The organism is Wolbachia endosymbiont (group B) of Philonthus cognatus (genome assembly GCF_947179345.1).
In the GTDB taxonomy this organism is placed as follows: domain Bacteria; phylum Pseudomonadota; class Alphaproteobacteria; order Rickettsiales; family Anaplasmataceae; genus Wolbachia.
In genome coordinates, this window is record NZ_CAMXBG010000002.1 from 744,539 (window position 1) to 766,985 (window position 22,447).

22 protein-coding genes and 4 pseudogenes are annotated in these 22,447 nt (G+C 35.7%); 2 read left to right on the top strand and 24 right to left on the bottom strand.

Features of this window, described 5'->3' with window-relative positions; all coding sequences use genetic code 11:
• Window positions 1-26 precede the first annotated feature (26 nt).
• Window positions 27-1,257, bottom strand: a pseudogene (locus tag ONG78_RS05415) (IS256-like element ISWpi15 family transposase).
• Window positions 1,258-1,594: 337 nt separating this feature from the next.
• Between ONG78_RS05415 and ONG78_RS05420 the strand changes: the two are divergent.
• Window positions 1,595-2,677 (top strand): hypothetical protein, encoded by a 1,083-nt coding sequence (locus ONG78_RS05420; RefSeq protein WP_264377867.1) that lies wholly within the window; start codon window positions 1,595-1,597, stop codon window positions 2,675-2,677.
• 158 nt (window positions 2,678-2,835) lie between these two features.
• On the top strand, window positions 2,836-3,270 hold the full coding sequence (locus ONG78_RS05425; protein ID WP_264377868.1) for a plasmid pRiA4b ORF-3 family protein: 435 nt from the start codon (window positions 2,836-2,838) through the stop codon (window positions 3,268-3,270).
• Window positions 3,271-3,820: 550 nt separating this feature from the next.
• On the opposite strand, the gene ONG78_RS05430 is transcribed toward ONG78_RS05425, so the two are convergent.
• The 23 genes and pseudogenes from ONG78_RS05430 to ONG78_RS05540 all read right to left on the bottom strand — a co-directional run bounded on the left by ONG78_RS05430 (window position 3,821) and on the right by ONG78_RS05540 (window position 22,431).
• Window positions 3,821-5,302, bottom strand: a complete 1,482-nt coding sequence (locus ONG78_RS05430) for a recombinase family protein (RefSeq protein ID WP_264377869.1) — start codon at window positions 5,300-5,302, stop codon at window positions 3,821-3,823.
• Window positions 5,303-5,304: 2 nt separating this feature from the next.
• Window positions 5,305-5,737 (bottom strand): annotated as a pseudogene (locus ONG78_RS05435) (DUF2924 domain-containing protein).
• 4 nt (window positions 5,738-5,741) lie between these two features.
• Window positions 5,742-6,215: an ankyrin repeat domain-containing protein gene (locus ONG78_RS05440; RefSeq protein ID WP_262986421.1), complete on the bottom strand. Its 474-nt coding sequence runs from the start codon at window positions 6,213-6,215 to the stop codon at window positions 5,742-5,744.
• Window positions 6,216-6,256: 41 nt separating this feature from the next.
• Window positions 6,257-6,967, bottom strand: a complete 711-nt coding sequence (locus ONG78_RS05445) for an ankyrin repeat domain-containing protein (RefSeq protein ID WP_264377870.1) — start codon at window positions 6,965-6,967, stop codon at window positions 6,257-6,259.
• 168 nt (window positions 6,968-7,135) lie between these two features.
• Window positions 7,136-8,296, bottom strand: coding sequence for a phage tail protein (locus ONG78_RS05450; RefSeq protein WP_264377871.1), 1,161 nt, complete (start codon window positions 8,294-8,296; stop codon window positions 7,136-7,138).
• The gene (locus ONG78_RS05455) at window positions 8,296-9,087 is read right to left on the bottom strand and encodes a baseplate assembly protein (protein WP_264377872.1); all 792 of its coding nucleotides are present in this window, start codon (window positions 9,085-9,087) and stop codon (window positions 8,296-8,298) included. Before ONG78_RS05455 ends, ONG78_RS05450 begins: the two co-directional genes overlap by 1 nt.
• A 2-nt stretch (window positions 9,088-9,089) precedes the next feature.
• Window positions 9,090-9,425 carry a GPW/gp25 family protein gene (locus tag ONG78_RS05460; RefSeq protein WP_262986416.1) on the bottom strand — a complete coding sequence of 112 codons (336 nt, stop codon included), beginning with the start codon at window positions 9,423-9,425 and terminating at the stop codon, window positions 9,090-9,092.
• A 21-nt stretch (window positions 9,426-9,446) separates the two neighbouring features.
• On the bottom strand, window positions 9,447-9,701 hold the full coding sequence (locus tag ONG78_RS05465; RefSeq protein WP_065095513.1) for a PAAR domain-containing protein: 255 nt from the start codon (window positions 9,699-9,701) through the stop codon (window positions 9,447-9,449).
• A gap of 5 nt (window positions 9,702-9,706) precedes the next feature.
• The gene (locus ONG78_RS05470) at window positions 9,707-10,171 is read right to left on the bottom strand and encodes a phage baseplate assembly protein V (RefSeq protein WP_264377873.1); all 465 of its coding nucleotides are present in this window, start codon (window positions 10,169-10,171) and stop codon (window positions 9,707-9,709) included.
• Window positions 10,158-10,640: a hypothetical protein gene (locus ONG78_RS05475; protein WP_264377874.1), complete on the bottom strand. Its 483-nt coding sequence runs from the start codon at window positions 10,638-10,640 to the stop codon at window positions 10,158-10,160. Before ONG78_RS05475 ends, ONG78_RS05470 begins: the two co-directional genes overlap by 14 nt.
• A gap of 9 nt (window positions 10,641-10,649) precedes the next feature.
• A pseudogene (locus tag ONG78_RS05480) lies at window positions 10,650-11,134 on the bottom strand (phage tail protein).
• A 1-nt stretch (window position 11,135) separates the two neighbouring features.
• On the bottom strand, window positions 11,136-11,441 hold the full coding sequence (locus tag ONG78_RS05485; protein ID WP_262986521.1) for a head-tail joining protein: 306 nt from the start codon (window positions 11,439-11,441) through the stop codon (window positions 11,136-11,138).
• A gap of 96 nt (window positions 11,442-11,537) precedes the next feature.
• On the bottom strand, window positions 11,538-12,542 hold the full coding sequence (locus ONG78_RS05490) for a major capsid protein (protein ID WP_264377875.1): 1,005 nt from the start codon (window positions 12,540-12,542) through the stop codon (window positions 11,538-11,540).
• 25 nt (window positions 12,543-12,567) lie between these two features.
• Window positions 12,568-12,936 carry a head decoration protein gene (locus ONG78_RS05495; RefSeq protein WP_264377876.1) on the bottom strand — a complete coding sequence of 123 codons (369 nt, stop codon included), beginning with the start codon at window positions 12,934-12,936 and terminating at the stop codon, window positions 12,568-12,570.
• Window positions 12,929-14,002, bottom strand: coding sequence for a S49 family peptidase (locus ONG78_RS05500; protein ID WP_264337590.1), 1,074 nt, complete (start codon window positions 14,000-14,002; stop codon window positions 12,929-12,931). The genes ONG78_RS05495 and ONG78_RS05500 overlap by 8 nt, the downstream gene beginning before the upstream one ends.
• On the bottom strand, window positions 13,999-15,426 hold the full coding sequence (locus tag ONG78_RS05505; RefSeq protein WP_262986412.1) for a phage portal protein: 1,428 nt from the start codon (window positions 15,424-15,426) through the stop codon (window positions 13,999-14,001). Before ONG78_RS05505 ends, ONG78_RS05500 begins: the two co-directional genes overlap by 4 nt.
• Entirely contained in the window at window positions 15,426-16,457 is a 1,032-nt protein-coding gene (locus ONG78_RS05510) for a PDDEXK nuclease domain-containing protein (protein WP_012482036.1), read from the bottom strand. Before ONG78_RS05510 ends, ONG78_RS05505 begins: the two co-directional genes overlap by 1 nt.
• Before the next feature lie 26 nt (window positions 16,458-16,483).
• The gene (locus ONG78_RS05515; protein WP_264377877.1) at window positions 16,484-16,708 is read right to left on the bottom strand and encodes a hypothetical protein; all 225 of its coding nucleotides are present in this window, start codon (window positions 16,706-16,708) and stop codon (window positions 16,484-16,486) included.
• 3 nt (window positions 16,709-16,711) lie between these two features.
• Window positions 16,712-18,535: a phage terminase large subunit family protein gene (locus tag ONG78_RS05520; protein ID WP_264378065.1), complete on the bottom strand. Its 1,824-nt coding sequence runs from the start codon at window positions 18,533-18,535 to the stop codon at window positions 16,712-16,714.
• Window positions 18,532-19,605 (bottom strand): annotated as a pseudogene (locus ONG78_RS05525) (ankyrin repeat domain-containing protein); the annotation flags it as partial. The gene ONG78_RS05520 and the pseudogene ONG78_RS05525, both read right to left, overlap by 4 nt.
• 179 nt (window positions 19,606-19,784) lie before the next feature.
• The gene (locus ONG78_RS05530) at window positions 19,785-20,738 is read right to left on the bottom strand and encodes an IS110 family RNA-guided transposase (protein ID WP_264377791.1); all 954 of its coding nucleotides are present in this window, start codon (window positions 20,736-20,738) and stop codon (window positions 19,785-19,787) included.
• Window positions 20,739-20,942: 204 nt separating this feature from the next.
• Window positions 20,943-21,830 carry a WO male-killing family protein Wmk gene (gene wmk, locus ONG78_RS05535; RefSeq protein WP_264377878.1) on the bottom strand — a complete coding sequence of 296 codons (888 nt, stop codon included), beginning with the start codon at window positions 21,828-21,830 and terminating at the stop codon, window positions 20,943-20,945.
• A gap of 217 nt (window positions 21,831-22,047) precedes the next feature.
• Window positions 22,048-22,431 (bottom strand): group II intron maturase-specific domain-containing protein, encoded by a 384-nt coding sequence (locus tag ONG78_RS05540; RefSeq protein WP_264377879.1) that lies wholly within the window; start codon window positions 22,429-22,431, stop codon window positions 22,048-22,050.
• Window positions 22,432-22,447: the final 16 nt, after the last annotated feature.

A 22,447-nucleotide genomic window follows, 5' to 3' on the forward strand; every position in this document is an offset into this window, starting at 1 on the left:
TAAATAAACTGTGTCAAACCGCATTTTTAGTTCAACTCAATTTTCAATCTGCCAGGAAAGAAAACATCAAGTTGAGAGATAGTTAATGCCCAATCATGTACAGCACTTTTCCTCTGCCTTCTTTATAGCACAATATACCTGCTTATACAAGGCATTTATGCTGGTAAATGAGCCTTTGGTCTTAGTGAATTTCCTAATTTGCCTATGTAGCCCCTCTATGGGATTGGTGGTGTAGATTATCCTCCTAACTGGACCAGAATACTTAAAATAACCAGACAAGTTTTCCCAATTATTCTGCCAAGATTTTATAACCATAGGGTACTTTGTGCCCCATTTTTCATCCAATTCTAACAGATAATTCTCGGCAATTTCCTTGCTTGAAGCTTGATATACCTTCTTTAAATCGCTCAAAAAACTCTTCGCATCTTTACCGGCCACATACTTCAGTGAGTTGCGTATCTGATGCACTATACACATCTGCACTTCCGCATTAGGAAAGACACTGTTTATAGCTGCAGAAAAGCTTTTTAGCCCATCAACGCAGGCAATAAGGATATCTTCTACTCCTCTTTCTTTGAGGTCATTTAGCACTCCCAACCAGAAGTTAGCTCCTTCACTTTCAGCCAAATAAAAACCTAATACTTCTTTTTTGCCATTTTGATCTATGCCTAATATGTTATACATGCATTTACTTACGCAATGCCCGTCCTCTTTGACTTTAAAAAACATGCCATCCATGAAAACTATCGGATATACAGACTGCAGCGGGCGACTACGCCATTCGTTGATTACTGGTAGCAATTTGTCAGTAATACTTGATATCTCTGCCGCCGATATTTTGTGATCATAAATTTCCTCAACATGTGACACTATATCTCTATAGCCCATACCACTGGCAAATGTGCTCAAAATCTTCGTTTCAAGCTCTGGATGTAAGTTTGTTTGCCTTTTTTTGACTATTTGTGGTTCGAAACTTCCTTCCCTATCTCTTGGCGTCAAAAGCTCAAATGACCCTGCGCTTGTACGTAAAGTCTTTGCATTCCTCCCATTTCTTCGATTATTCTCTTCGCTTTCAGCCGATAAGTGGTTTTCTATTTCACCTTCCAGGCTTACCTCCAGCAACTTTTTTATAAACGGTGTTAATGCTCCATCTCTTCCTGTCAACGGTCTTCCTTCTCGTATAGACGACAGGATATTTGTTTCTAATTCTTTATAATCTACCAAACCGGTAGTTCTGTTTACTACTTTCTGACTCATTGTCAAACCTCCATTTTTTTATATCAACTTATTACTTTTTTTTCGGTTTGACACAGTTTATTTAACACTCCCCTCTACACAAATCACTCGCTCTTTTTTACAATTAATTTGGTTTATAGAACTACTCGTAGTAATCAAAATAAGATTTTTTCTATAGTCAAGTTATAGTAAAATGAAATGCGATAAAGTTGCATTATTACTTCTACAGCTAAATTTTAGCCTTAGCGTATTTATTATACAGGTAGTACAAAGCCATTGTTAGACTCATATATCTTCAATAATCTATTAACAATTCCTATGGTACAATCAATTTTGAAGGCTTTAGTAAAGGGGGAGTATGACAAAAGCAAATCCAATAGTTACATTAAAGGCTAAAATTAAAGAATTTGGTTTTAGTAAATTAAAGGCTGGTAAGAGCAATAAATCAGCAAACTCTGGTGAAACAATGTATTTGGATGTTTCAAGAATGAATTTTGTTATTAATGGAAAAATTATAGATACAGTTTTAACCTCTGCATTAATGGAAGGAGCTAAATGTCGCAAAAGCAATCTTTTTAACAGTGGTGATATATATAGTACTGAAACCGCAAGAAAAAAACAAAGAGAAATAGACACAGATCATGGTAGGGATTTTGTTAATTCAGTTCTAAAAGATCTTGAAAAAGAGCTTGCATATAATGCGTTAAGTGGATTATGGGAAAGTCATTGTAAAAATCTTGAAATTCCTGATTATCAGAAAACCAACTCATATAGGAAAGATTTCGAGAGATTTTACAATGCTGGAAGAGAGCACATGGATTTATTACTAAAAGTAGGAGATGACAATAAGAACTACCGCCCATTTGTAAAAGAAGTTTTTAAGGAAATGTTTAAATATGCTGAAGCAGAAGTTCCAACTGACCTTATCTTAGAAGAACTAGTTACTAATTGTAATCAAGCAGGATACTTAGCAGGTATATTTGTTGAGTATCACTCTGCACTGAGTAATTATCAATTAACACTTCGAGAACCTGATAAAGTAATAAATATTGATTACACTGGCCATAATAATATAAGAGTAAAGTCTGATATGGAAATACCTGTAGCCAAATTTGATAATCCAGGAGAAAAAATATGCGATCTATCGACTTCACTTGAATTTGTACTTGAGTCTCAAGATGGTAAAGATGGTGTAACCTATAAAGATGGCAAATTATTACTTACTATTCCTAATGAACTAAAAAATTATAAAGAGGAAGGTAGAAACTTGTTTGATGTTATTAAAGAATATTTTCAAAAATTCTGCGAAAAATTAGGATTTAAATTCGAGATAAAAACACAAAAAATAGAGCATGATTTGGATGACTCGCTGAAAGTAAACAGTTATCTTGAAGGCCTAAGAACGCCTATTTCTAGCACCAACCATATTATTGGTCATTAAAAGTAAGTATGTGCTGTAAGAGAGTTCAGTTAAGCTTTTTTCTAAAGCATACATTTCTTGTAATAATCCGAACAGGGTAAGATATGTGAGCAAGGTTATATTTGACTTGCATTATTTTTTGGTATTGGTTAATTTAATGTAAGTCAAAGGTAAATTAGGTGGATAATAAAGAAAAAGTATACCTATTTAAGCTCTCCCTAAATAAAAAAATCTATCGTGAAATGGCATTGAAAGGCAGAACTAGTCTCTATACTTTTGCAAAAGAGATTGTTGATGCTTTTGACTTTGAGTTTGATCATGCGTTTGGTTTTTATGATAACATAAAAGATATTCACGAAAGCTCAGAGGCGTATACGTTATTTTATGATTTTGGTGATCCAGTTAATGATAATGAAAAAAGTGTAAAAAAATCTTACATATATAAAATTTTTCAACTTAACAAAAAAATGCTATTCCTTTTTGATTATGGTGATAATTGGGAGTTCTTAGTAGAATGTTGTGGTGTCATTGAAGCGGAAATTGGAAAAAGATATCCAAAAATCACTAAAAAGCAAGGAGAAGCTCCTCCACAATATCCTGACTATGATATATAGTTTAGGTGCTACTTTCTATCAAATTTTTCTTATTCTTTTTAACTTTGTAGTATACCCTTTCTTATAATAGTCCGAATGAGATAAGATATGTGTTTATGTCTATATATAGGCCAATAGAGTATTATGATCTGTTCGGGTTATTTTTAAAAAGGGCTATACAACGCAACACTACTCACTAATAACGCTGTACCAACAAAACCAGCTAAGATTGCTTGTCTTTTATGGATTTTTTTTGTCTGTTGCATCGCTATCAAAACATACAGCTAAAGAGGTGCTGTCATTTGCGTTTCTATTGAGAAGTTCTGGGCTTTTTTTGCTGGTTTCACATGTAGGTTGAATCATATTAAGATCATCATTATTTTTGTTGATATTTTTACACAACTGAGTGTCGATTTCTGTAACTTTTTCAGTATTAGTTTGTTCTTTGATTCCTCTATATCAACTGCAGTAGCAGCAATTTGGCTACCTTTCTTATTTCTCAGCAATACCTTTCAATAGTTTTGGTGTTTTCATAGTTTCTCTCCTTTTGTTGTTTTTATAAATGGTATAATTACGCCGCTAATCCATAAAATTTCTCCCTTTGCTCACCCCAAAGCATCGGTATTTCCCTTAATTCAGCTAACCTCAAATCTCTTGGCTGCCTCCCATTTACTATGTCTTCTTTAATCTTTGGTGCTAAATAATTCAGCCTCAAAATTTGCTGTATACGTCTTGTACCTATATTAATTTTGGCACTCAGCTCTTTCACACTTCCATATTTTCCTGCCTCCAGTTGACGTTTCCACGAATGAGCTCTTACCACTGCTTTCAGTAGCACATTATTTGTTTTACCTTCTGGCTCTACTATCCTGCATTTATTTCCTTTCTTCTTTATTGGTACAAATTCTACCTTACCCTCTAAACGCACTTCTATTCCATCTTCTTTTACCATCACTCCCTTTATTAACTTTTTCACTACTTCTTTCTGCTTTCCAAAACTCCACTCTTCCGCTTTTTCTTCCCATTTTTCATATAAATCTTCTGCTCTCTTCATTACTTCTTTTTCTACTTCTCCTGCTATTACATTTCGGCTTCCTGATTCACAACCCTTTCCCCTTAAATGATTGTTGCATACGTAATATCGATATCTCTTATTCTCTTTTTTTGAGTATGTCAGCGTCATATTTACATCACAGCTCTTACATTTAATTATTCCCTTTAGTAGCGCTTCCTCATATTTTACTCCTCGATACGGTTGATTACTTATCAATTCTTGTGCTTTTTTCCACTTTTCCTCTTCTATTATTGCTTCATGCTTTCCCTCATACTGTTTGTCATAATGTCTTATCTTTCCCACATATATTGGATTTGTTATTATTCTTCTCACCGTTGCTTTTTTAAAGATATCCGTTTTTGCTTTTGTTCGGTATCCTTCCCTGTTTAACTCTCTTGCCAACTCTGCCATTGACTTCAGCTCCAAATATCTTTCAAATATATGCTGCACTGTTTTTGCTTCTTTTTCATTTATTATTAATTCCTTATCTTTTACATCATACCCAAGCGGTAAAGTTCCTCCCATCCATAAACCTTGTTCTTTTGATGTTGCTATTTTATTTTTTACTCTCTCTACTATCATCTCTCTTTCTAGTTGTGCTGCTCCTGATAATACTGTCTGTACGAATTTTCCCATTGGCGTATTATTGTCAAATATCTGTGTTACTGCTACAAAATTTACTCGGTGCCTTCTAAAAAATGACGTTACTTCTATGCTGTCTTTTGTTTCTCTTGATAACCTATCTAGTGTATATACTACTACACAGTCTATCTCTCCTCCTCTGACATCTTCAAATAATTCCTTTATCGCTGGTCTTTCTAAATTTTTTCCTGAATATCCTCCATCATCGTACTTTTTTGCCAATGCTACCCAGCCTTCTTTGCTCTTTATATACTTTTCACATGCTACTCGTTGCGCATCAAGACTGTTAAACTTTTGTTCTAGTCCATCCTCATTTGACTTTCTCGTATATATTGCACATCTTACTTCTTTTAGCATTTTCAACTTCCATTTTTTTCACGCATTCCAAATAATAAAGGGCCGTTGTAACTCATTCCCATTATTTTTCCGGCTACTGCTGACAATGACGTAAAAAATTCTTCTCTGTAGATTAAACCCTTATCTGTTACTATTTACCGCATGCGTCTCTTCCCCTCTCTCTAATATTAGCTCTGTTCCTGCTACTGGCAGTTTATCGCTACTTATTCTTTTTCCCTTCTCTAGCCGATCTGCCAGATACTCTAGTCTTTTTCTCCCCTTTCTTGACATTTCTCCATACGCTTTTTCCTGCATTCTATAAGCTAATCTTGGTATCAGATATTTCTTTGAATGTTTAGGTGCCTCTTCCCCAAATACCTTCTTCCACATTCTCCTTAGCTCTTCTAACGTTTTTTTCTCCAAATTCATTACTTTCTTTTCTATTTCTTTCTCCATATTTTTAGCCCTTCATAAATAGCTTTTCAATTCTGTCTGTTTCTTTCTTTAATACCTCGGTTATCTTTTTGCTACTTTTAGCATAATCCATCCCTGTCATTCCAAATTTATCTGCTTGCTCTATTTCAGCCCCTGCTTTTACTAGCTCCTCCACTATTTCTTTTTCACCTACCATACATGCAAGGTGCAGCGGTGTGCATTTACTTCCATATTCTTCCGCATTTACATTCCCTCCTGATTTTATTAATTCTCTCACGGTTTCTAGGCGTTTCTCGGTTACCGCTAGATGCAGTGCTGTATATCCTCTTGCATCTGCTGCATTCACATTCGCTCCTTTTTCGACTAATAACTTCACTGTTTTTGCGTTTATCACATAATGCAAAACTGTTCTTCCTTTTTCGTCTCTTGCATAAATATTTTTATATGAGTTCTCTAATAATTCTTTTGCTGACTTCTCTTTCTTGCCAAGCTTTAACATAATCCACCCCATCTTTTCTTTAAAAAATTTAAATCCCTTTTTTAAGCCTTCCCTCTCACTACATTTTCTATCTCATCTATCATTTCGTTCACTTGGCCCATTATCTTGCTTGCTAAATTTTTACATTCTTTCTTTATTAGCGACTTGTCTCTCTTCCTTATTTCTTCTATCTCTATTATTTTTAGCTCCGGCATATAGCTCCCATTCAACATGTCTGCTATTTCTCCCACTATCCTCTCTATTCCATAGCACGTCAGTTCTCTACTTTTTGTTATTCCTCCTTTTTCTCTCAGAAATTTACTTGCCCTTTCACTCTCTTTGCTATCACACAGACGATACTTTTCACTTTCCCAAATGTAATACATTGGTGTTGCACCATATTTATTCAGTTGATTAACCTCAGCTCCTGCTTTTACTAGCTCTTTTATTATTTCAACTCCTGCTCCTCCTATTTTGCACGCAGAGTGCAGTGGCGTACATCCAGTGACATATTGAGTGGCATTTACTTCTGCTCCCGACCTTAGCAGCACTTTTACATTTTCTAAGCTTTTCGCAAATACTGCACAGTGTAGTGGCGTATAACCATTTTTATCTCTTGCATTAACCTCTGCCCCTTTTTTTATTAATAATCTCACTGTTTTGTAATCGGAGATTTCTACTGCTTGATGCAAGATCGTTTCTCCTTCTTCATTTCTTTTATTAATATCGTTACTTGATACTTCTTTAAAAAACTTACTCTTTCTAAAACTCATTTCATACCTCACAAAATTAGCTTTTCTAGCGCCAGACAAATTTCTTATATTTACCTGCTGCTATTCAAGTCATGTCCTTTTTAGCATGAGAAAGCAAGTCCTTTTCTTTTTATTTCATACATTTTAACCTATTATTAATATAATATATGAGGATCTAAATATAAATACTTAACTTATTAGAGATATTACTTGACTATTTTTCCAACTTCTGTGCAAATGTCGATGTTCATGCCACTTCAGTACTCCTGGGTAAAACACTAAAATGTAATTTTCTAATTCGTGTATTGAATCTTCTTTTCCTGAACTTCTATCATTTTTGCAACTAACGTGATATTCCGTTAAATTAGCTTTCGCAACCTTTTGATCAGTAAGATTCTTTGCTTCATATTCATAGCTGATATTAAATCTTTCCAAAATTGGTTTGTATTCCAAGTTCCATAGCTGATCAGAAAGTTTATCATTACCAAGGAAAAGTGTGCCTCCTATCTCTTCTTGATAACAAAGAGGAAAACAGCTATTTATTTCTCCTAATTTCCAGCTATCTGACAGTACAATCTGTGCTTTCGCAAACTTAATTTCTGGTAATAAACTTTGTGGTAATGGATATAGTGCTTTTACGTTATACCACTGATGACTTCTTTCATAAATGCCTTTGTAATCCTTTGTGTGAGGCTCTGTTTCTCCAAGTACTGCTACATCTAATCGATATATGTCATTACTAAATGTTTGTTCATAATGCTCTCTTAAATAGTTGTCTACAATCTCTACTAACGGACCTCTAGAACTGAAAAAATTTATTCTTCCAAACGATAACACTGGCCCATTTTTTTCAACTTTTATACCAGAGTAGTCTGATAACAAACTTCCAAATAAACTTTCATCTAAAATAAACCTATCAACGTTATAGTGATCATTGAAAATCCTCATTAGCCGCGATCTTGCTGGTAACGATAGTTTTGCAAGTTCTACTACTGCATCTACAAAAAAGTCATTTGGAACATCTTTTATTCCTATTTGTAATTCAAAGAAGTGTTTACCAGGTGGTTCTTCGATGATTGTAATATCTTCTATATTTGCCCATTTTAGTGCTACTTTTAGTGATGCTGGAGTTCCTCTCAGTCTTTGAAATTTTACTCCTTCTATTACGGCTTTTCTTCTATCTTTTACCCAGCGCAGTATTTCTTCTAAACCATATTCTTCTATTATCCACGGCAGTATTTCATCTTTAAGACTAAACTTAAATCCTCTGATACAGCTCGGATCAACCTTATAATCTGTTGCATCAACCAGTGCTTGCTCTTGCTTTGTTGCGTTTGGGGGTAATAACATTAATTCAACTCAATCTTTAAATTTTTCAAATTTGCAGATTCATTTCCCAGAACCACAACATCCTCTCTTGGCTCGATCAATTCCACATTTTCTACACCATCTACAAATAGATTCGCTATTATCCATGATCTTGTTACACTCCACCCTAATCTTTTTGCTAATTCAAACTTCTTAATAAACTGCTTCTTGATTTCTTCCTCTGATATTAAAGGACTTATGCTCATTCTACTGTGGATATCTATTTCCATAATATTGCAGCCAATTACTGTTACTGTATCGGTTAAAACCCTTATATCATCTCTAGTAACCTGCTTTTTTACAATTTCTAGTAGCTCTTCTGACACTATGCCAGTTTGTGTTGATAAGATTGAGATTTGTACTTTCCCTGGTATAGTTGATTCCACTAGTGCATCTTTTACTCTACTATCTGCTGACAGTGCATGATATTTATAATATTCCTTACTTCCTCCTGTTAACCAACCTGCTATTTTTGCTTTTACCCTCTTTCTAAATCTTTCATCCTCTTCTTCTTTTTCTCTCTCTACTCCATAAAACTCAGCCAAATTATCAAGATCTTCTCCTGTCGCAAATTTAAGTAAGTTACTCTTTACTGCTTCATTTATTCTTTCTCTAAGCAAAAGTTCTCGCCATGCTGCTACTTCTAATACCTTCATTGCTGGATCACTTTCCACCAATCCTGTAAAACTTGCATCTCGCTTTACTAACTCTTCCTTCATTCTCGAAAAGATTTCCTCAAAGCTCAGTGATTCAATAATATTTGGCTGCTGCATCTTTATACTACAACCCCATCGAAGCGAATCTTTCTTCCCATTGGCAGATACAATCCTTCTAGATCAAGCGTCACTTTTCCTTCTTTTACTCCTTCAACTTTTACTTTTTCTAACTTAAATCTCTTCTCAAATTTCCCCAGTGCTTCTGCAGTTGATGCGTAAATTTCCAAAGTTAAATCCCTATTTATTGGCTTATCTACTAATTCAAATAGTCTTGAGCCATAATCTCTTCTCATTATTCTACTGTTAATAGGAGTGGTCAATATATCAATTATCGATTGTTTCAGATGTTCTATTCCCTCTAATTCTTTACCTGTTTTAGCGTCCATTCCTTTCATTTTTCGACTATTTTAATTTTTTTATTTTGAAAACACACTTTGATTTTTACTTACTATTTGAAAACTACAGGATGCCACATCACCTGTTCTCGCTACACCAATACCATTTACAAATACGTTGTTTGATCCTTGCGTTAGTGTTTCCCCAATACTCAAGATATCACCCTTACGACAAGCAGGTCTACCATTAACAAATACATCTTCACTCCCGCTCACACAGACATGAATCGGCATACCTGTACAATGATCTCCTATGCAAACAACTGCTTTACTCATATATATCAATTTAAATCTACTCTTCTTGCTTTTAATTTAATACTATCTTTTGTCATTTCTATACTCGATTCCCCAGCCTTCAGTGTTATTTTGTCCACTACTTCAATCTCTAAATGATGCTTCCCTTTATCATATGTAAACTTTGTCCCATCCTGAAATTTTACACTATTTATTTCCTTTTTATTCTCTGGTGCAGCATACTTCTGTTGATATATTCCAGACAGTACTACTCCTAATGATAACTCTCCCAATGGTGACAATATTACTACCTGTTCATTTATGCTTGGTGGTAGCCAGCTTCTTTCCTCTCCTGCTCTAGAAGTTATCCATGGAAGAAAATCTGTTAAAAGTTCACCTATTTTTACTCTTACTTTTGCTTTTTCATAATCTACTTCTTTTACAACTCCTATACGAACAATGTTGGCCATTTTCCTCTGTAGTTCCGAAATTGCAAAATTATTTTCTAACATTTATTTCACCGATTTCTATTTTGTGTGGCATAAATTTTCCTTCTTTCCAAATAGATCGCCCTACGTGTATTGTATGCACCCATTCAACCATCCACACTAAATATGCATCGAGCTCTGGTCTAAAGTCATCTCCTCCTCCTGATATAAATTCTCCTGGTGAAACATTTTTCACGTTCCAAGTATTTTTATTTACTACTTTCGCAACTTCAGCAGCTAATGTTCTGACAATAATAGGGGCATTTTCTATTGTGCTATCAATCACAATTCGTGCTTCAAATCTTGCTTTCAGCGCTAATTCCTCTGTTCCAGGATCATGTCCTTTTTCAAAGCTACTAAGTTCTACAAATACCGCTGGTGCTAACAGTTCTTTCCTTATTGCTGGATAAATTTCACATGTCTGTATAGCCGGTATTTCTTCCTTCAGTGTGCTGCAAATTGCTTGATGTAAATCTTTCCAGAACTTTGTCATGCATATAATTTAACTCATGTAATGTATAAAATATTTTTCAAATACCTTTTCAACTTCATAATTAACAATATTATCCTTGAAGCCTCAGGTTCTAGTGGCAACTTAACTTCCTTTATTGGCAATGCTGCCCTTCCTTCACGTTTAAACATACCGCTATTTCCTTTTGGCATAACTGCTGCAAATCCTCCTATAAACTCATGCTTTCCTACTTTCGATCCTCTTCTTGTTTTTTGTATTTTGCCAATTGCCGATGCTCTAATGTCATAGAGATTTGCTCTAATTAACACGTCTAATCTGCTAGTTTTCGCCTTAAAAATTCTTAATCTCTTTCTTATCAAACTTAATTTTATCTGCTTTTCCTCACTGATTTCCTTAGCTGCTTGCGCTTTTAACCATAGTGCCGTTTTGTTTAATGCCTTTACCGTTGCTAATTCTACTTTTCTTCTTTTAGCATTTACACTTTCTATTACCTCAACTTCTATATGAACAGACATTTTACACCCCAGACGCTTTTATTTTCCACGTTATTCCAGACTTGTCTCTAAGTGGCGGTGAGTGTACTTTATATCTTCGATCACCTATAACAAAAACATCTCCCACTATTGGCTTTAACACATCAAACGCACTTACTTCTAACGCTAAAGTTTCTTCCACAAATTGTCCTTCACCAATCTCGTATAATTTATCTGGCTGTTGCTTTAATACTTGTACCATGTATGACTTATCCTTTGATTTATACAAAGCCACTTCTCCTAAATGGGCAAAACAATCTTCTAATAATCGCTTAATATTCTCTTGCATATTTCTTTTTGATATACTAACCTTTACATGCTAAGAAAGCGCATACCGGTAGAGTCGTTCTGTGCCTCACCACCTTGTAGTTACTCTACCAGTATGTTATGCTATAGCGACTTTTACTAATACGCCAGGTCTATGGCACATTGGCAATGGATTTGACTGCGTATGTAAATCTGTTCCTCTATCAAATCTTCTTGGCTCTTGTTTTGCATAAAGTGGTTGTCCTAGTGTGTTTACCGTTTCATTAAAATCTGCTGGTGCAAAATATGTCGTAAATGTGCTTGCTGTTCCTAGTGGAAAACAGTGCCCTGTATCTTTCTCAATAAATCTTCTCACGGTTCCTTCAGGGTCAGTTGCTTGCCCTCTATATTCCTCAAATGTTATACCACAAAACGTAAATCCTGACCTCATATCATTTCGAAGCGCTGCTCCTTCTTGCCATCTCTCGTATGCTTCTTTCACTTTAGTATGTGAAGTTAGTGCATCAAAAAACTCAGGGCTTACCAAGGCATGAATTCCGGTCATATATTCACCACTTAGATTATCTTCTATGTGCCGCAATACTTCCAGACACTTACGTTTTACATCTGTTGTTGCTGTTCCCAGTGCAAAATTTACTACTTTTGGCGTGATTTCAAATTCGTTGTACAGATTTAATAATTCTGACCCATCAGCATCTAAAATTATTCCTTTCAGCGCTCCCATTCGCAAATGCTCTAATGTTATTGCATGTTTGTTCCTCATCAATTGCAAATGATCGGTTATTACATCTGCCAGCGCTTTAAGTTCACTCTCTGATCCAAATGCCCTTATTCCCTGTACTTCCTCTGGTAACACTACATCATCATGTGGAATATGTGGAATCGTAAATGTTCTTACCTTTCTTTTTCCTCTTTTTCCTACTGTTGCTGGTGCTCCGGGTAACTGCGTTGGTAGTAAACTTAATACTCCGTTTTGCTCTTCTATGGTAATATGTCTAAATCTTACTGACCTACTTGGAAACAAATTTAAATTTTCAACTCGTCCATAATTTACCGGCAATATATTCATCGCATTTGTTAGTGCCGTCATACTAAATGCTGTATTTGTAAATGGATTTTGCATTCTTTTTCCCCCTTATTAATTTAAGTTACACTCCCTTGCGGACAATGATCCCTCGTCCTTCAAGTTGCTTTATTGCTGCAGCTTTCTGCTCTTCAGTGATATTTGCTGGCCATACAACTGCATGATCTGCTAGCATTGCTATACGTGTAATGATTACTGCTTTGGCATTTTCTGTCGAATTTACATCACTTACTATTGCACCTATTGCTGTTTGTGTGCCATCTGTGGCAGTTGGATTTATTATCCTAATCATGTTGTCTTTATCACGACCAACAACTGTCCCTAGCTTCAGATTTTGACCCTTTGCTACCGTTATTTGGTCTCTTGAATATAGACTTGATGCCTCATACTTTAATAAGTCACCTAGATTATTTTGTTCTGTTATACTACTCATTTTGCTTTTCTCCTTTTGTTATATATTTTAAATGCCTACGACTTTTCGCTACCTGCATCATCAACTCTTCTCCTGAATTCTGTGGTATTGTACTTATTATCTCTGTCTTCTTTGTTCTTTCTGCAAGTAATTCCATTAAAACCTCCCTTGCTTGCTCAACACTTACACCCTGCTCAATAAATTCTCCTATTTTCTCTGGCATTCGTGATAAGTTACACAAACGTATTAATTCAACAACTTCAGTACGATACTTAGTTAAATTATTAGTTTTTAGGTCATTTGTAGTTTGTTCATTCATAATAATACTCCTGTTTTGATTAATAGATGAAAGAATTGTAATTCCATCTGCAAGACCTATCTCTACTGCTTTCTCGCCAAAATATAGCCCTGCTTCTGTTGATTTGATTGCTTCTACAGAAAGGTTTCTATTGCGTGCTATTAGCTCAACCAGCATTCCATATAAACGATTCACTTCGCTTTTTAGGTTTTCTAAACTCTCAGAAGTTATTGGCTCATGTGGATTTAAATCATTTTTTCTACTTCCTGCAAATACTGTCGTATATTTTATTCCCTGTTTTTCATCAAACCCACTTTGATCTATATGACTTGCTATTACTCCTATGCTTCCTACTCCTGAAGTTCTACTCACAAATACCTTTTCAGCGCTAGAAGCTATAGCGTACGCAGCAGAATATGCATCATCATTTGCTATCGCTATTATCCTCTTTTTTCCTCTTGATTCATAAATAAAGTCAGCTAGGTCAAATATACCGTTTACCTCTCCTCCGGGGCTATCTATTTCCAGTATAATTGTCTCTATGCTACTATCTGCTAATGCTTGTGTAATTTGTTCTTCTATTTGCTCATATGATGTCATTCCGAGCATTTCATCAAATGCACCAGGTTTTTTAGTTAAAATGCCATGTATCGGTATTATTCCTCTTTCACTATTTCTTACTGCATGTTTTATATTTTTAAAGATAGGCTGCTTTCCTGTTTGTAGTGACAGTAACTCAAAACTCCTTGGTTCTACCATTACACATCTGTTTAGCCATTGTTGTTTCATATCACCTCTTGATTGGCCGTAACGTCAGAATCAAAACTTAAGCCCAGTTCACTTGCACGTCTTTGATCTTCTGCTATTTCTTGGTCAATTTCTTCTACATCATAACCCATTTCTGATACTACTTCCGCTCGACTCTTGAATCCATTTCTTACTGCCATTTGCTGTGCTTGCTGATCTTTTAGCGGATCGACCCAATCAAATCCCTGTGGTATCCATTTTACTTCTTTTTTTGCTCCTTCTTTTCCCTTTGTCCATTCTTCACCTATGTCTAGCTCTCCAGAAAGTAGTGCTAACTCTAACCACCTATCCCATACAGGACGGCAAAACTGAAATACCATTATGTTATGCTGTAACATTGTACATCTCCTACGAAACTCTATTAATCCTGCTCTAATTGATGAATAATTAACACCGGTTAAATCTCCTGTTAGTTGCTCATATGTTATCCCTGTACCAATCGCTATTGCCCTGAGTTGCTGTCTTATAAACGCTTCATAACTTCCTCCAACATCTGACGGTTCTGAAAATTTTATGTCTTCTCCTGGGTCTAAAAGCTGCATTGTTCCTGGCTCTAAACCTGATAGTGCCACTCCTTGCTCATTACTTTCACTTTCTCCCATGATATTTGCTTCTGGATCGAGTCTCGTAATAAATCCAGCAAACATTGCTGCAGTTTTCTTTCTCACCAGCTCTGCATCATCATATTGATCAAGCTCATAAAGCTTCAGCAGTATATTAGAAAGCCAAGGCTCCCCTCTGATTTGCCCAGGTCTTAATGGTCTATAAATATGTAAAACATCATTTGCTGGCACTCTCACTGATTCTCCAAACATACTTTCACCAGGGTGTTCTTTAAATAGGTAGTATGCTTCTCTTTGCCCAAGCCTGTTAAACTCAATCCCGTTTCTTATTACATTACCATTTCCTAAAGTTTGATTTGTTTTATTATCTAAATGTTCAGACTCAAGTACTTGCAGTTGTAATGGTACAGAAAATCTATCTTCCAGCTTTCTCGTTCTTAAACGTACAAAACATTCTCCTCCCTCTATCATACTTCTGCACACTAGAGCTTGTAATCCATAAAAATCACTTACTCCGTTACTGTCTGCTTCATCTGTCCATTTTAGCCATAATTCTTGCACCTTCTTTCGAAATTCTCCATCTCTTGCTTTTGATTGTGGTTTTATTCCTGTTCCAATAGAGTTACTTACTATCGTATCAATTATATTTGCAGCGTAAGGATTTTTTCTCACCATATCACGTGATCTACTACGTAAAGTTTCAAGGCTTTGAGACAGCAAATTGTTTATACTTCCTAACTCTGGTTGAAAGTGAAAAAATCTTCTTCCTGATCCTGCTGCATCCCAGGCTGAGCTTTTGATTTTTGGCTTACTAAATAGTTGTTTGAATGATTTGAGTAGCATTACTTCTCTTTATCTGAAACTTTAGATAACTCAGCTTCTAATTCCTCTATCGTTGGTAAAGCTGTCTTTATATTCTCTGGTAGACTTTCAGTTATTCGATATTCTGCTAGTCCTATTGGTTTTGTCATATCTTTTAGAGTGTATTTTGCTAGTACATCATTTTTAGATTTACATAAAATCAACCCTACAGATGGTTGATCTGTCTCGTGTTTTAGCAAGTCATCTACTGCTGAAAGGTAGAAATTCATTTTACCGGCGTATTCTGGTTTAAACTTATTATCTTTCAATTCAATTACTATAAAACAACGTAATTTTAGATGGTAGAATAATAGATCGACAAAGAAGTCTTCATCACCAACATCTAAATGAAATTGTCTACCTACAAATGCAAAGCCTTCACCAAGTTCTAACAAAAACTTCTCCATATGTCCTACAAGACCTTTTTCTACTTCTCTTTCATGAGCATCCTTTCCTATACTTAAAAAATCAAAAATATATGGATCTTTTAACGTGTAATGCGCTAGATCTGATTGAGGTGAAGGTAACTTCTCTTTAAAATTAGTGATAGCCTTTCCTTGACGTTTATGTAACCCAAGTTCAATCTGCATTACCATGATGTTTCTTGACCAGCCATGTTCTATAGCTTCTTTTATGTAGAATAGCCTCGCTTCTTTGTCCCGAACTAAGTCCATCAGAAATACATTATGTCCCCATGGCAATTGGGCAACAAGTTGTTGCACAAATTCAATATCTTGATATTCCCCTGCAAACTGCCTCATATATTTTAGATTTCTTGTGCTAAAACCTTTCATTTCTGGAAACTCAGCCTTTAAGTCTCTACTTAACTGCTCAATTACTTTGGATCCCCAACCTTGGCTCTTTTGTTTTTCTAGAATCTGTGTTCCAATATAATGATAAAGTAGTAGTAGCTCTTTATTTACTGTTCTTGCTGCTTTATAACGACTAATAGCAATCTGTTCTTTCAGCTGCTCTAAAAATTCTGTATATTCTTTTGCTATAATTTTTGTCATACGGTTCCTTTCAACGATTTTCATCATTATATGATCCCCTTACTCGTTGAAAAAACAATTTTCCTCTTTGGCTTCATGCCCGCAACTTTTAACCCCGCTTTTATTCGTTGCCTGAGCTCCAATAAATCCTTTATTTGAACTTCCCCGTACCGTACAATATGGTCACCATATGCAATTGATACTACTCTCTCTCCATTTTGTAGTTTCTTTATCGCTTCTTCGACTTGAATTAAATATTCTGCGTTATACATTTACTACTTGCTGATCCACTTGCTTTTGACTATTTTCTTTGATTTTTTGCTTTCTGGTTTTTCACTTAAACTATTCCATTTACTCTCTGGCCAACGATCAATTCCAAGCGCAATAGATGCTGCTCTCGCATAAATTCGGCAATCCAGTACTTCATTTCTTTCTCTTACCTTCTGCCACTCTTGTTTGGTGTATCCTTTTACCACTTTGCTGACTAATTGCTCTGCTGTTAGCTGCTTAAAATATTCAGGTGCATATTCGGGAAAATGACAATATCCTGCTGGAGCTTCTTCACCTTCTTTTAAAACATTAAGTAATTGAAAAAGCTCTGACTTTAATATCGATACTCCTACTGGCCATAGCTTTATTCCTCTCTTTAGCTTTTGACCACCAACTGTTATATCTACTCTACTTGGGCTGCTAAGTGGCACTAGTGCTTTATTTACACCTTTTACTGCCATTACTCTTCCAGAGCCTTGATGACTCCTTACCCAATTATACACTTCCTGCGTTGCATACCCTGCATCAACCGCCATCATACTTATCATATATTCAAGACCATTTTCACCGATAAAATGATGATTGAGGAGCTCCGAAAGCTTTCCCCATACTTCTCCTCCTCCTGTATCTCCTTCAAATACTCGGTAGTCTATTGACCAACTTTCACGGCTTTTTCCCCATGCTACAACTTCTACTTCTAACCGATCTTTTTGGACATCTACTCCTGCTGTGAGAACCACTTCACCTTTTGGTACTGTGCCTACGGGAAAAAATTCTCTCCTGTTAAATAATTGCTTCCAATCTGGTACTTCTCCTTTATCTACCCAGGTTTCTCCAAGCGTAGTATTTATCCAAACCTTCAGTAATTGTTCGCTTTCCTTTGCATGGAGAAAGTCCTCTACTGCTTGTTGCCAACTATACCAGCCTACTGGACTATAAAGACTTGAAAGATGAAATCCTTTTTTCTCCCCTTCTTTTGCCCCTGTAGCTCTCCATTCTCCACGGTCTAGCATCTCTGTCTTTTGATGATTTTCTATCTTTTCACCACATTCTATACACATATAGTGTGCTGTATTTGGATTTTTATCTTCCCATTTTATTTGTGACCACTTTAAAATTTGGTAATAATTACAATGCGGACATGGTACAAAAAAATATCTCTTGTCTGTAGCTTCAAATTCCTTCTCAATTCTGCTTATTCCATGAATCGTTGGCGTTGATACTAAAAAAATCTTTCGCCGTGCAAATGTATTAGTACGGGCTATGCTGAGTAAAACTGGATCTCCTTCACCTCCCGAATCTCCTGGATAGGCATCTATTTCATCAAGAAAGAGATATTTTACTGGCATAGATCGGAGGCCTACACTGCTATTTGCTCCGGTTATTACTACTATTCCACCTGGAAATTCCTTACTTTGTACAGTATTCCCTGAATCTCTTGATCTTGGGTCTTTTACTTTACTTTTTAAACATGGTGTACTTTCAATCAGTGGCGCAAATCTTCCTTTTGACCAACGTTTTCCCATTTCAACTGTTGGCTGTACTACTAGCATTGGCCCTGGTGTTTGATCGATGATATAGCCTATCCAATTGTTACCAGCTTCTGTTCCCCCAATCTGCGCTCCTTTCATGAATACTACTTTTTCTGCAGGTGAAGAAGGAGAAAGTGAATCCATTATTTCTTTTAAATAAGGAGTTCTTTCTGTTCTCCATTTCCCTGGCTCTGATGCTGCAGTTGGTGCTAGAACTCGATACTCATTTGCCCACTCTGATACTTTAAGCTCTGGATCTGGTCTTAAACCTTCAGAAAAAGCTCTAGCGTATATCATTGTCTGCATCTACTCATAATTGACTCTATCTCAACATCATTAACAGTAGAACTACACTCTTCCAGTTCCATAAACATCTTTTTCTGAAATTCCTTTTCTATGTATCTTTTGCTCATCTCACTTATCATTATTGCTATAATAAGCGCAAGTATTCCTGTTGTTGTTGCAAAAATGATTGTACTGCTTATTGTTGTTGCTGTTAAACCTATATATGCTGCCATTGCTACTGCGCTAACTGTAATACAGATGCAGATAATATTATTATGTTTTTTCATCCTTTTATCTGCTATTTCTCTCTGTGCTATATATTTATTATGAAGGGTTGGAAAATTAACAACGGTATCTCTGCAGAGTAACGCTCCATTTTTTTCAGTAAATAAAACTTTAAGTAACTCTAAATTATTTGACTTGATTGCTAAGTGCAAAACAGGTGTATAGTTTGCTCCTTTTTTCAGTAGTAATTTTACTACATGTAAATGTCCTTTTTCTGCAGCAAGGTAAATAGGTGATAAACCTTTATTATTTACAATATCAATATCAATTTCTTCCTTTAAGATTGCATCTACAAGCTCAATTTCTCCTCTTTGTGCAGCTAAATGGAGTAGACTATTCTTTTCAGAACCGTATTTATTACTCATCAAAGCCTTCTTTATCTCAGGTTTAGCGTAATCAAATGGTGTCTTGCCCCTATCGTCTTTTACCAGAGGGTCTATATCTTCTCGCGTTAGTAAGACCTCTATTGTTTTAAGTCTTTCAGCGTAATGTAGAGGTGTTCTATTTTCGTAGTCCTGCAAATTGACTTGAGCATTAGGCTCCTTTATTAAGCATTTGAGAATATCAAGACATAAATCCCTTTCATCGTAATTAGTATTACTTACAGCTATATGCACAGGTGATAATTTCATCGAGTTTTGTCCTACACGTGCGCTATTTACATCTGCTCCTAGCTCCAGTAATAACTTTACTATCTCCAACTTCTTGTTATTAACTGCATAGTGCATTGGTGTCTGATTTCGTGCATCAAAGACATCTATTTCAGCGCTTCCTTCTTCCACTAAAATTTTGACAATCAACTATGTTTTTTAAAAATTTTTTATTTGTGTAATTTTGCAAATTATATGGGCAATAAAAACCCGTTTGTCATAGAAATAGAATTTTATATCAAACAGCTACCACAGAAATTTCTGCTTAAGCCAATGAATATGTGAATAAGTACTTTAAGTTTGTGTATTATTCACAATATTCATTGTCAGTTACTACTGTGTGAAATAATCGCTGCTTTAAGTCTTGCATTAGCAATTACTATAATTTTTCGCATTAGAGCTGTTATAGCCACCATCTTCTTCTTACCACTTTCAACAAGCTTAGAATAAAACGCACCAAGTACAGATTTGGACTTTGCTGCAGCCATAGCAGCTGTAAAGAGCTTTGAACGAATGTTACTTCTACCACCTATAATCCTTCGATAACCAATAGCTTTACCACTTTCCTTAGGATGAGGTGCTACTCCGGCAAGACTTGCTACTTCTCTTCTGTTTAAGTAACCAAGCTCTGGCATTAAACACAAAAAATCTTGTGATAACTTTTTGCCTATTCCAGGAACTGTTTTAAGGATTTTTTGATGTTGTTGTAGCTCATGGCTTTCATCAATAATTTTTTGCATAGTGTCATTGAGTTCGTTTATTTGACTATTGAAAAATTCAATGGTCTTCTGGCAACTTTCCTTTATCTGGTCATTTTCAGGAGCTTCCAGTCTACACTTTTCCTGAGCTCTCATTTGCGTAATGTCGTCACGACGTTGACAAAGTGCAGCTAGAGTTGATTGTTCTTTTGACGTAGGTGCAAATAGAGAGAGAGTTCTATGGCGTTCACATCCATATTGAGCAAGAGCTCTTGCATCTGATCTATCAGACTTCGCCAAAGTTCCATGAGATAAAATAAAGCTTTTTACTTTACGAGTATTAGCTCGGTGCACAGCAATATTTTTGTCGGTAAGAAAATGTGATAAGCCAAGCTCATATTTCCCTGTATTTTCTAAAGTCACTAAAGAATTAGGTAGGACATCTGAAAACTCTTGGAACAATTGTTGCCAGCCAGAAGCATTATTGTCAAATTCGACAGCATTTTTCTGTTTGTGAATTGCAACGACATTTTTAAATTTTCCGATGTCAATGCCAATAAAATTTTGATAAGATGTAACCATAATAAACCTCGATAGTTTTAGTTAATTTAAGATTGTAAACGGGTGCATATATATGTCCCAAACAACTATTCAAACGTATCGAGAGATAGGGCTAGTGTACCTTGATTCTAACGGTTGTAATACCAATTTCCTCCCGGTCGCACACGCCCGTGGTAACCCTATTCCTAGTGAGCAGGGTTATCTTTCTCTCTTATCTCTTTTATATCACATTTCCATCTTACAATTTCCTCCTTTCACTAAATCCTTTGCAATTTTCATCTTTTCTGCTCTTTTCACTTTTTCTTCGCAAATTTGTATGCTTTCAAACAGAGATTTTATTAGCGCATAGCGTAATTCTTGACTCTCAATTTTTTTGTATTCTTTTATTAAATCAGGTACCACTTTATCATCTGCATCTTCTGTTAGCTCAAGTAGGTCCATAATATTAATCGATAATGCCTTTGCTATCTCATATAATTTATCAAGTGGAACAGCAACCCTTCCTTGTTCATAATTGCTTATTTCATCACGTGTTGTAACCATTTTCTCTGCTAAATCCTTCTGAGTATATTCCCGTACTGCCCTCCATTCTTTTATCTTTTTTCCTATTTGGCAGTAGATAGAACCAACTTTTTCTTCAACACATTCATCAGCAGAGAGACCTATTGTTTTTGCAACGATATCAACAGAAATTCCTTCTTTAACCAAACCCTTTGCAATTTTTACTTTCTCTGCTTTCCTACTACTTTTTTCACTGACTTGGATAAATTTGGTTAGCAAACAAAACATTCTACGTAACTCCTGATCATTAATCTTTTTATATTCTCTTACTAGATTTAATATCTCTTCTTCCTCATACCTTTCCTCATTTGATACTTCTTGTCCGCAAGCTAGATCTCTAGCAGTTGTTGATAATGCTTCTGCTAATTCATATAACTTCTTAATTGAAATTCTGCGTGTTCCTTTTTCATATTGCAGTATTACCTGATATGTTGTTCCGATTTTTTTTGCTAAATCTTTTTGAGTATATCCCTTTGCTAATCTAAGATTTCTTACTTCCTGTCCTATCACTTTGTAATCTAAAAAATTAGAGCATTTGTTCTCTTTTTTCACATTTTATACTCCATAACCAGAAGAGCTGTTACGTATACTTAATTGGCAACCTTTTTGACAAACTGAACTCATCTCCTTTCAGTAGGGTCGAGAACTGGCGCGCCTCTTTAGGGTTTGGTGGCTGATCCATTATTTTCATCCTGGGCCTCAATCCAAAATTCCCTTGTTCACGTTTCCAGCTCCCGCCTCATCAAACGCAGCATGCAGTTTTCCCGCACTACGCTTTCCTAGCAGATTCTTTACCAAAGTTTATAACATATTGTGCTGATGAGACTTTTGTGTTGAGATACCTTATTCCGTAGTCTGAATACAGGCCTAGGGTTTTATATATCCATTCATTATTCCACCTCTTCCAGCCAAATCCTTTCCTTGCTTTTCTGGCTTTTGTTAAGTTGCGTCTTATTTTCTTCTCTACCCAATGCTTGACGTAACAAAAGCTTCGGTTTGCGTTTCCGATCCTAAAATAGTTTATCCACCCTCTCAATATCGGATTAATGATATGGATCACTTTCCCTATTGGTTGTGATTTATAACAACGAAATACTCCCTTCAGTTTTTGAAGTAGGTTTGTTCGTGCTTTCATCTTGGGTGTTATCCTCACATTCCACTTTCCTTGT

What these genes read in the sequence shown, in the direction of transcription:
- ONG78_RS05490 (WP_264377875.1), bottom strand. Translation starts at nt 12,542, where the DNA reads ATGCAAAATCCATTTACAAATACAGCATTTAGTATGACGGCACTAACA.
- ONG78_RS05420 (WP_264377867.1), top strand. Translation starts at nt 1,595, where the DNA reads ATGACAAAAGCAAATCCAATAGTTACATTAAAGGCTAAAATTAAAGAA.
- ONG78_RS05520 (WP_264378065.1), bottom strand. Translation starts at nt 18,535, where the DNA reads ATGATATACGCTAGAGCTTTTTCTGAAGGTTTAAGACCAGATCCAGAG.
- ONG78_RS05475 (WP_264377874.1), bottom strand. Translation starts at nt 10,640, where the DNA reads ATGACAAAGTTCTGGAAAGATTTACATCAAGCAATTTGCAGCACACTG.
- ONG78_RS05530 (WP_264377791.1), bottom strand. Translation starts at nt 20,738, where the DNA reads ATGGTTACATCTTATCAAAATTTTATTGGCATTGACATCGGAAAATTT.
- ONG78_RS05510 (WP_012482036.1), bottom strand. Translation starts at nt 16,457, where the DNA reads ATGACAAAAATTATAGCAAAAGAATATACAGAATTTTTAGAGCAGCTG.
- ONG78_RS05455 (WP_264377872.1), bottom strand. Translation starts at nt 9,087, where the DNA reads ATGCAGCAGCCAAATATTATTGAATCACTGAGCTTTGAGGAAATCTTT.
- ONG78_RS05505 (WP_262986412.1), bottom strand. Translation starts at nt 15,426, where the DNA reads ATGCTACTCAAATCATTCAAACAACTATTTAGTAAGCCAAAAATCAAA.
- ONG78_RS05500 (WP_264337590.1), bottom strand. Translation starts at nt 14,002, where the DNA reads ATGAAACAACAATGGCTAAACAGATGTGTAATGGTAGAACCAAGGAGT.
- ONG78_RS05485 (WP_262986521.1), bottom strand. Translation starts at nt 11,441, where the DNA reads ATGCAAGAGAATATTAAGCGATTATTAGAAGATTGTTTTGCCCATTTA.
- ONG78_RS05515 (WP_264377877.1), bottom strand. Translation starts at nt 16,708, where the DNA reads ATGTATAACGCAGAATATTTAATTCAAGTCGAAGAAGCGATAAAGAAA.
- ONG78_RS05445 (WP_264377870.1), bottom strand. Translation starts at nt 6,967, where the DNA reads ATGAGTTTTAGAAAGAGTAAGTTTTTTAAAGAAGTATCAAGTAACGAT.
- ONG78_RS05440 (WP_262986421.1), bottom strand. Translation starts at nt 6,215, where the DNA reads ATGTTAAAGCTTGGCAAGAAAGAGAAGTCAGCAAAAGAATTATTAGAG.
- ONG78_RS05460 (WP_262986416.1), bottom strand. Translation starts at nt 9,425, where the DNA reads ATGAAAGGAATGGACGCTAAAACAGGTAAAGAATTAGAGGGAATAGAA.
- ONG78_RS05450 (WP_264377871.1), bottom strand. Translation starts at nt 8,296, where the DNA reads ATGTTATTACCCCCAAACGCAACAAAGCAAGAGCAAGCACTGGTTGAT.
- ONG78_RS05430 (WP_264377869.1), bottom strand. Translation starts at nt 5,302, where the DNA reads ATGCTAAAAGAAGTAAGATGTGCAATATATACGAGAAAGTCAAATGAG.
- ONG78_RS05470 (WP_264377873.1), bottom strand. Translation starts at nt 10,171, where the DNA reads ATGTTAGAAAATAATTTTGCAATTTCGGAACTACAGAGGAAAATGGCC.
- ONG78_RS05495 (WP_264377876.1), bottom strand. Translation starts at nt 12,936, where the DNA reads ATGAGTAGTATAACAGAACAAAATAATCTAGGTGACTTATTAAAGTAT.
- ONG78_RS05465 (WP_065095513.1), bottom strand. Translation starts at nt 9,701, where the DNA reads ATGAGTAAAGCAGTTGTTTGCATAGGAGATCATTGTACAGGTATGCCG.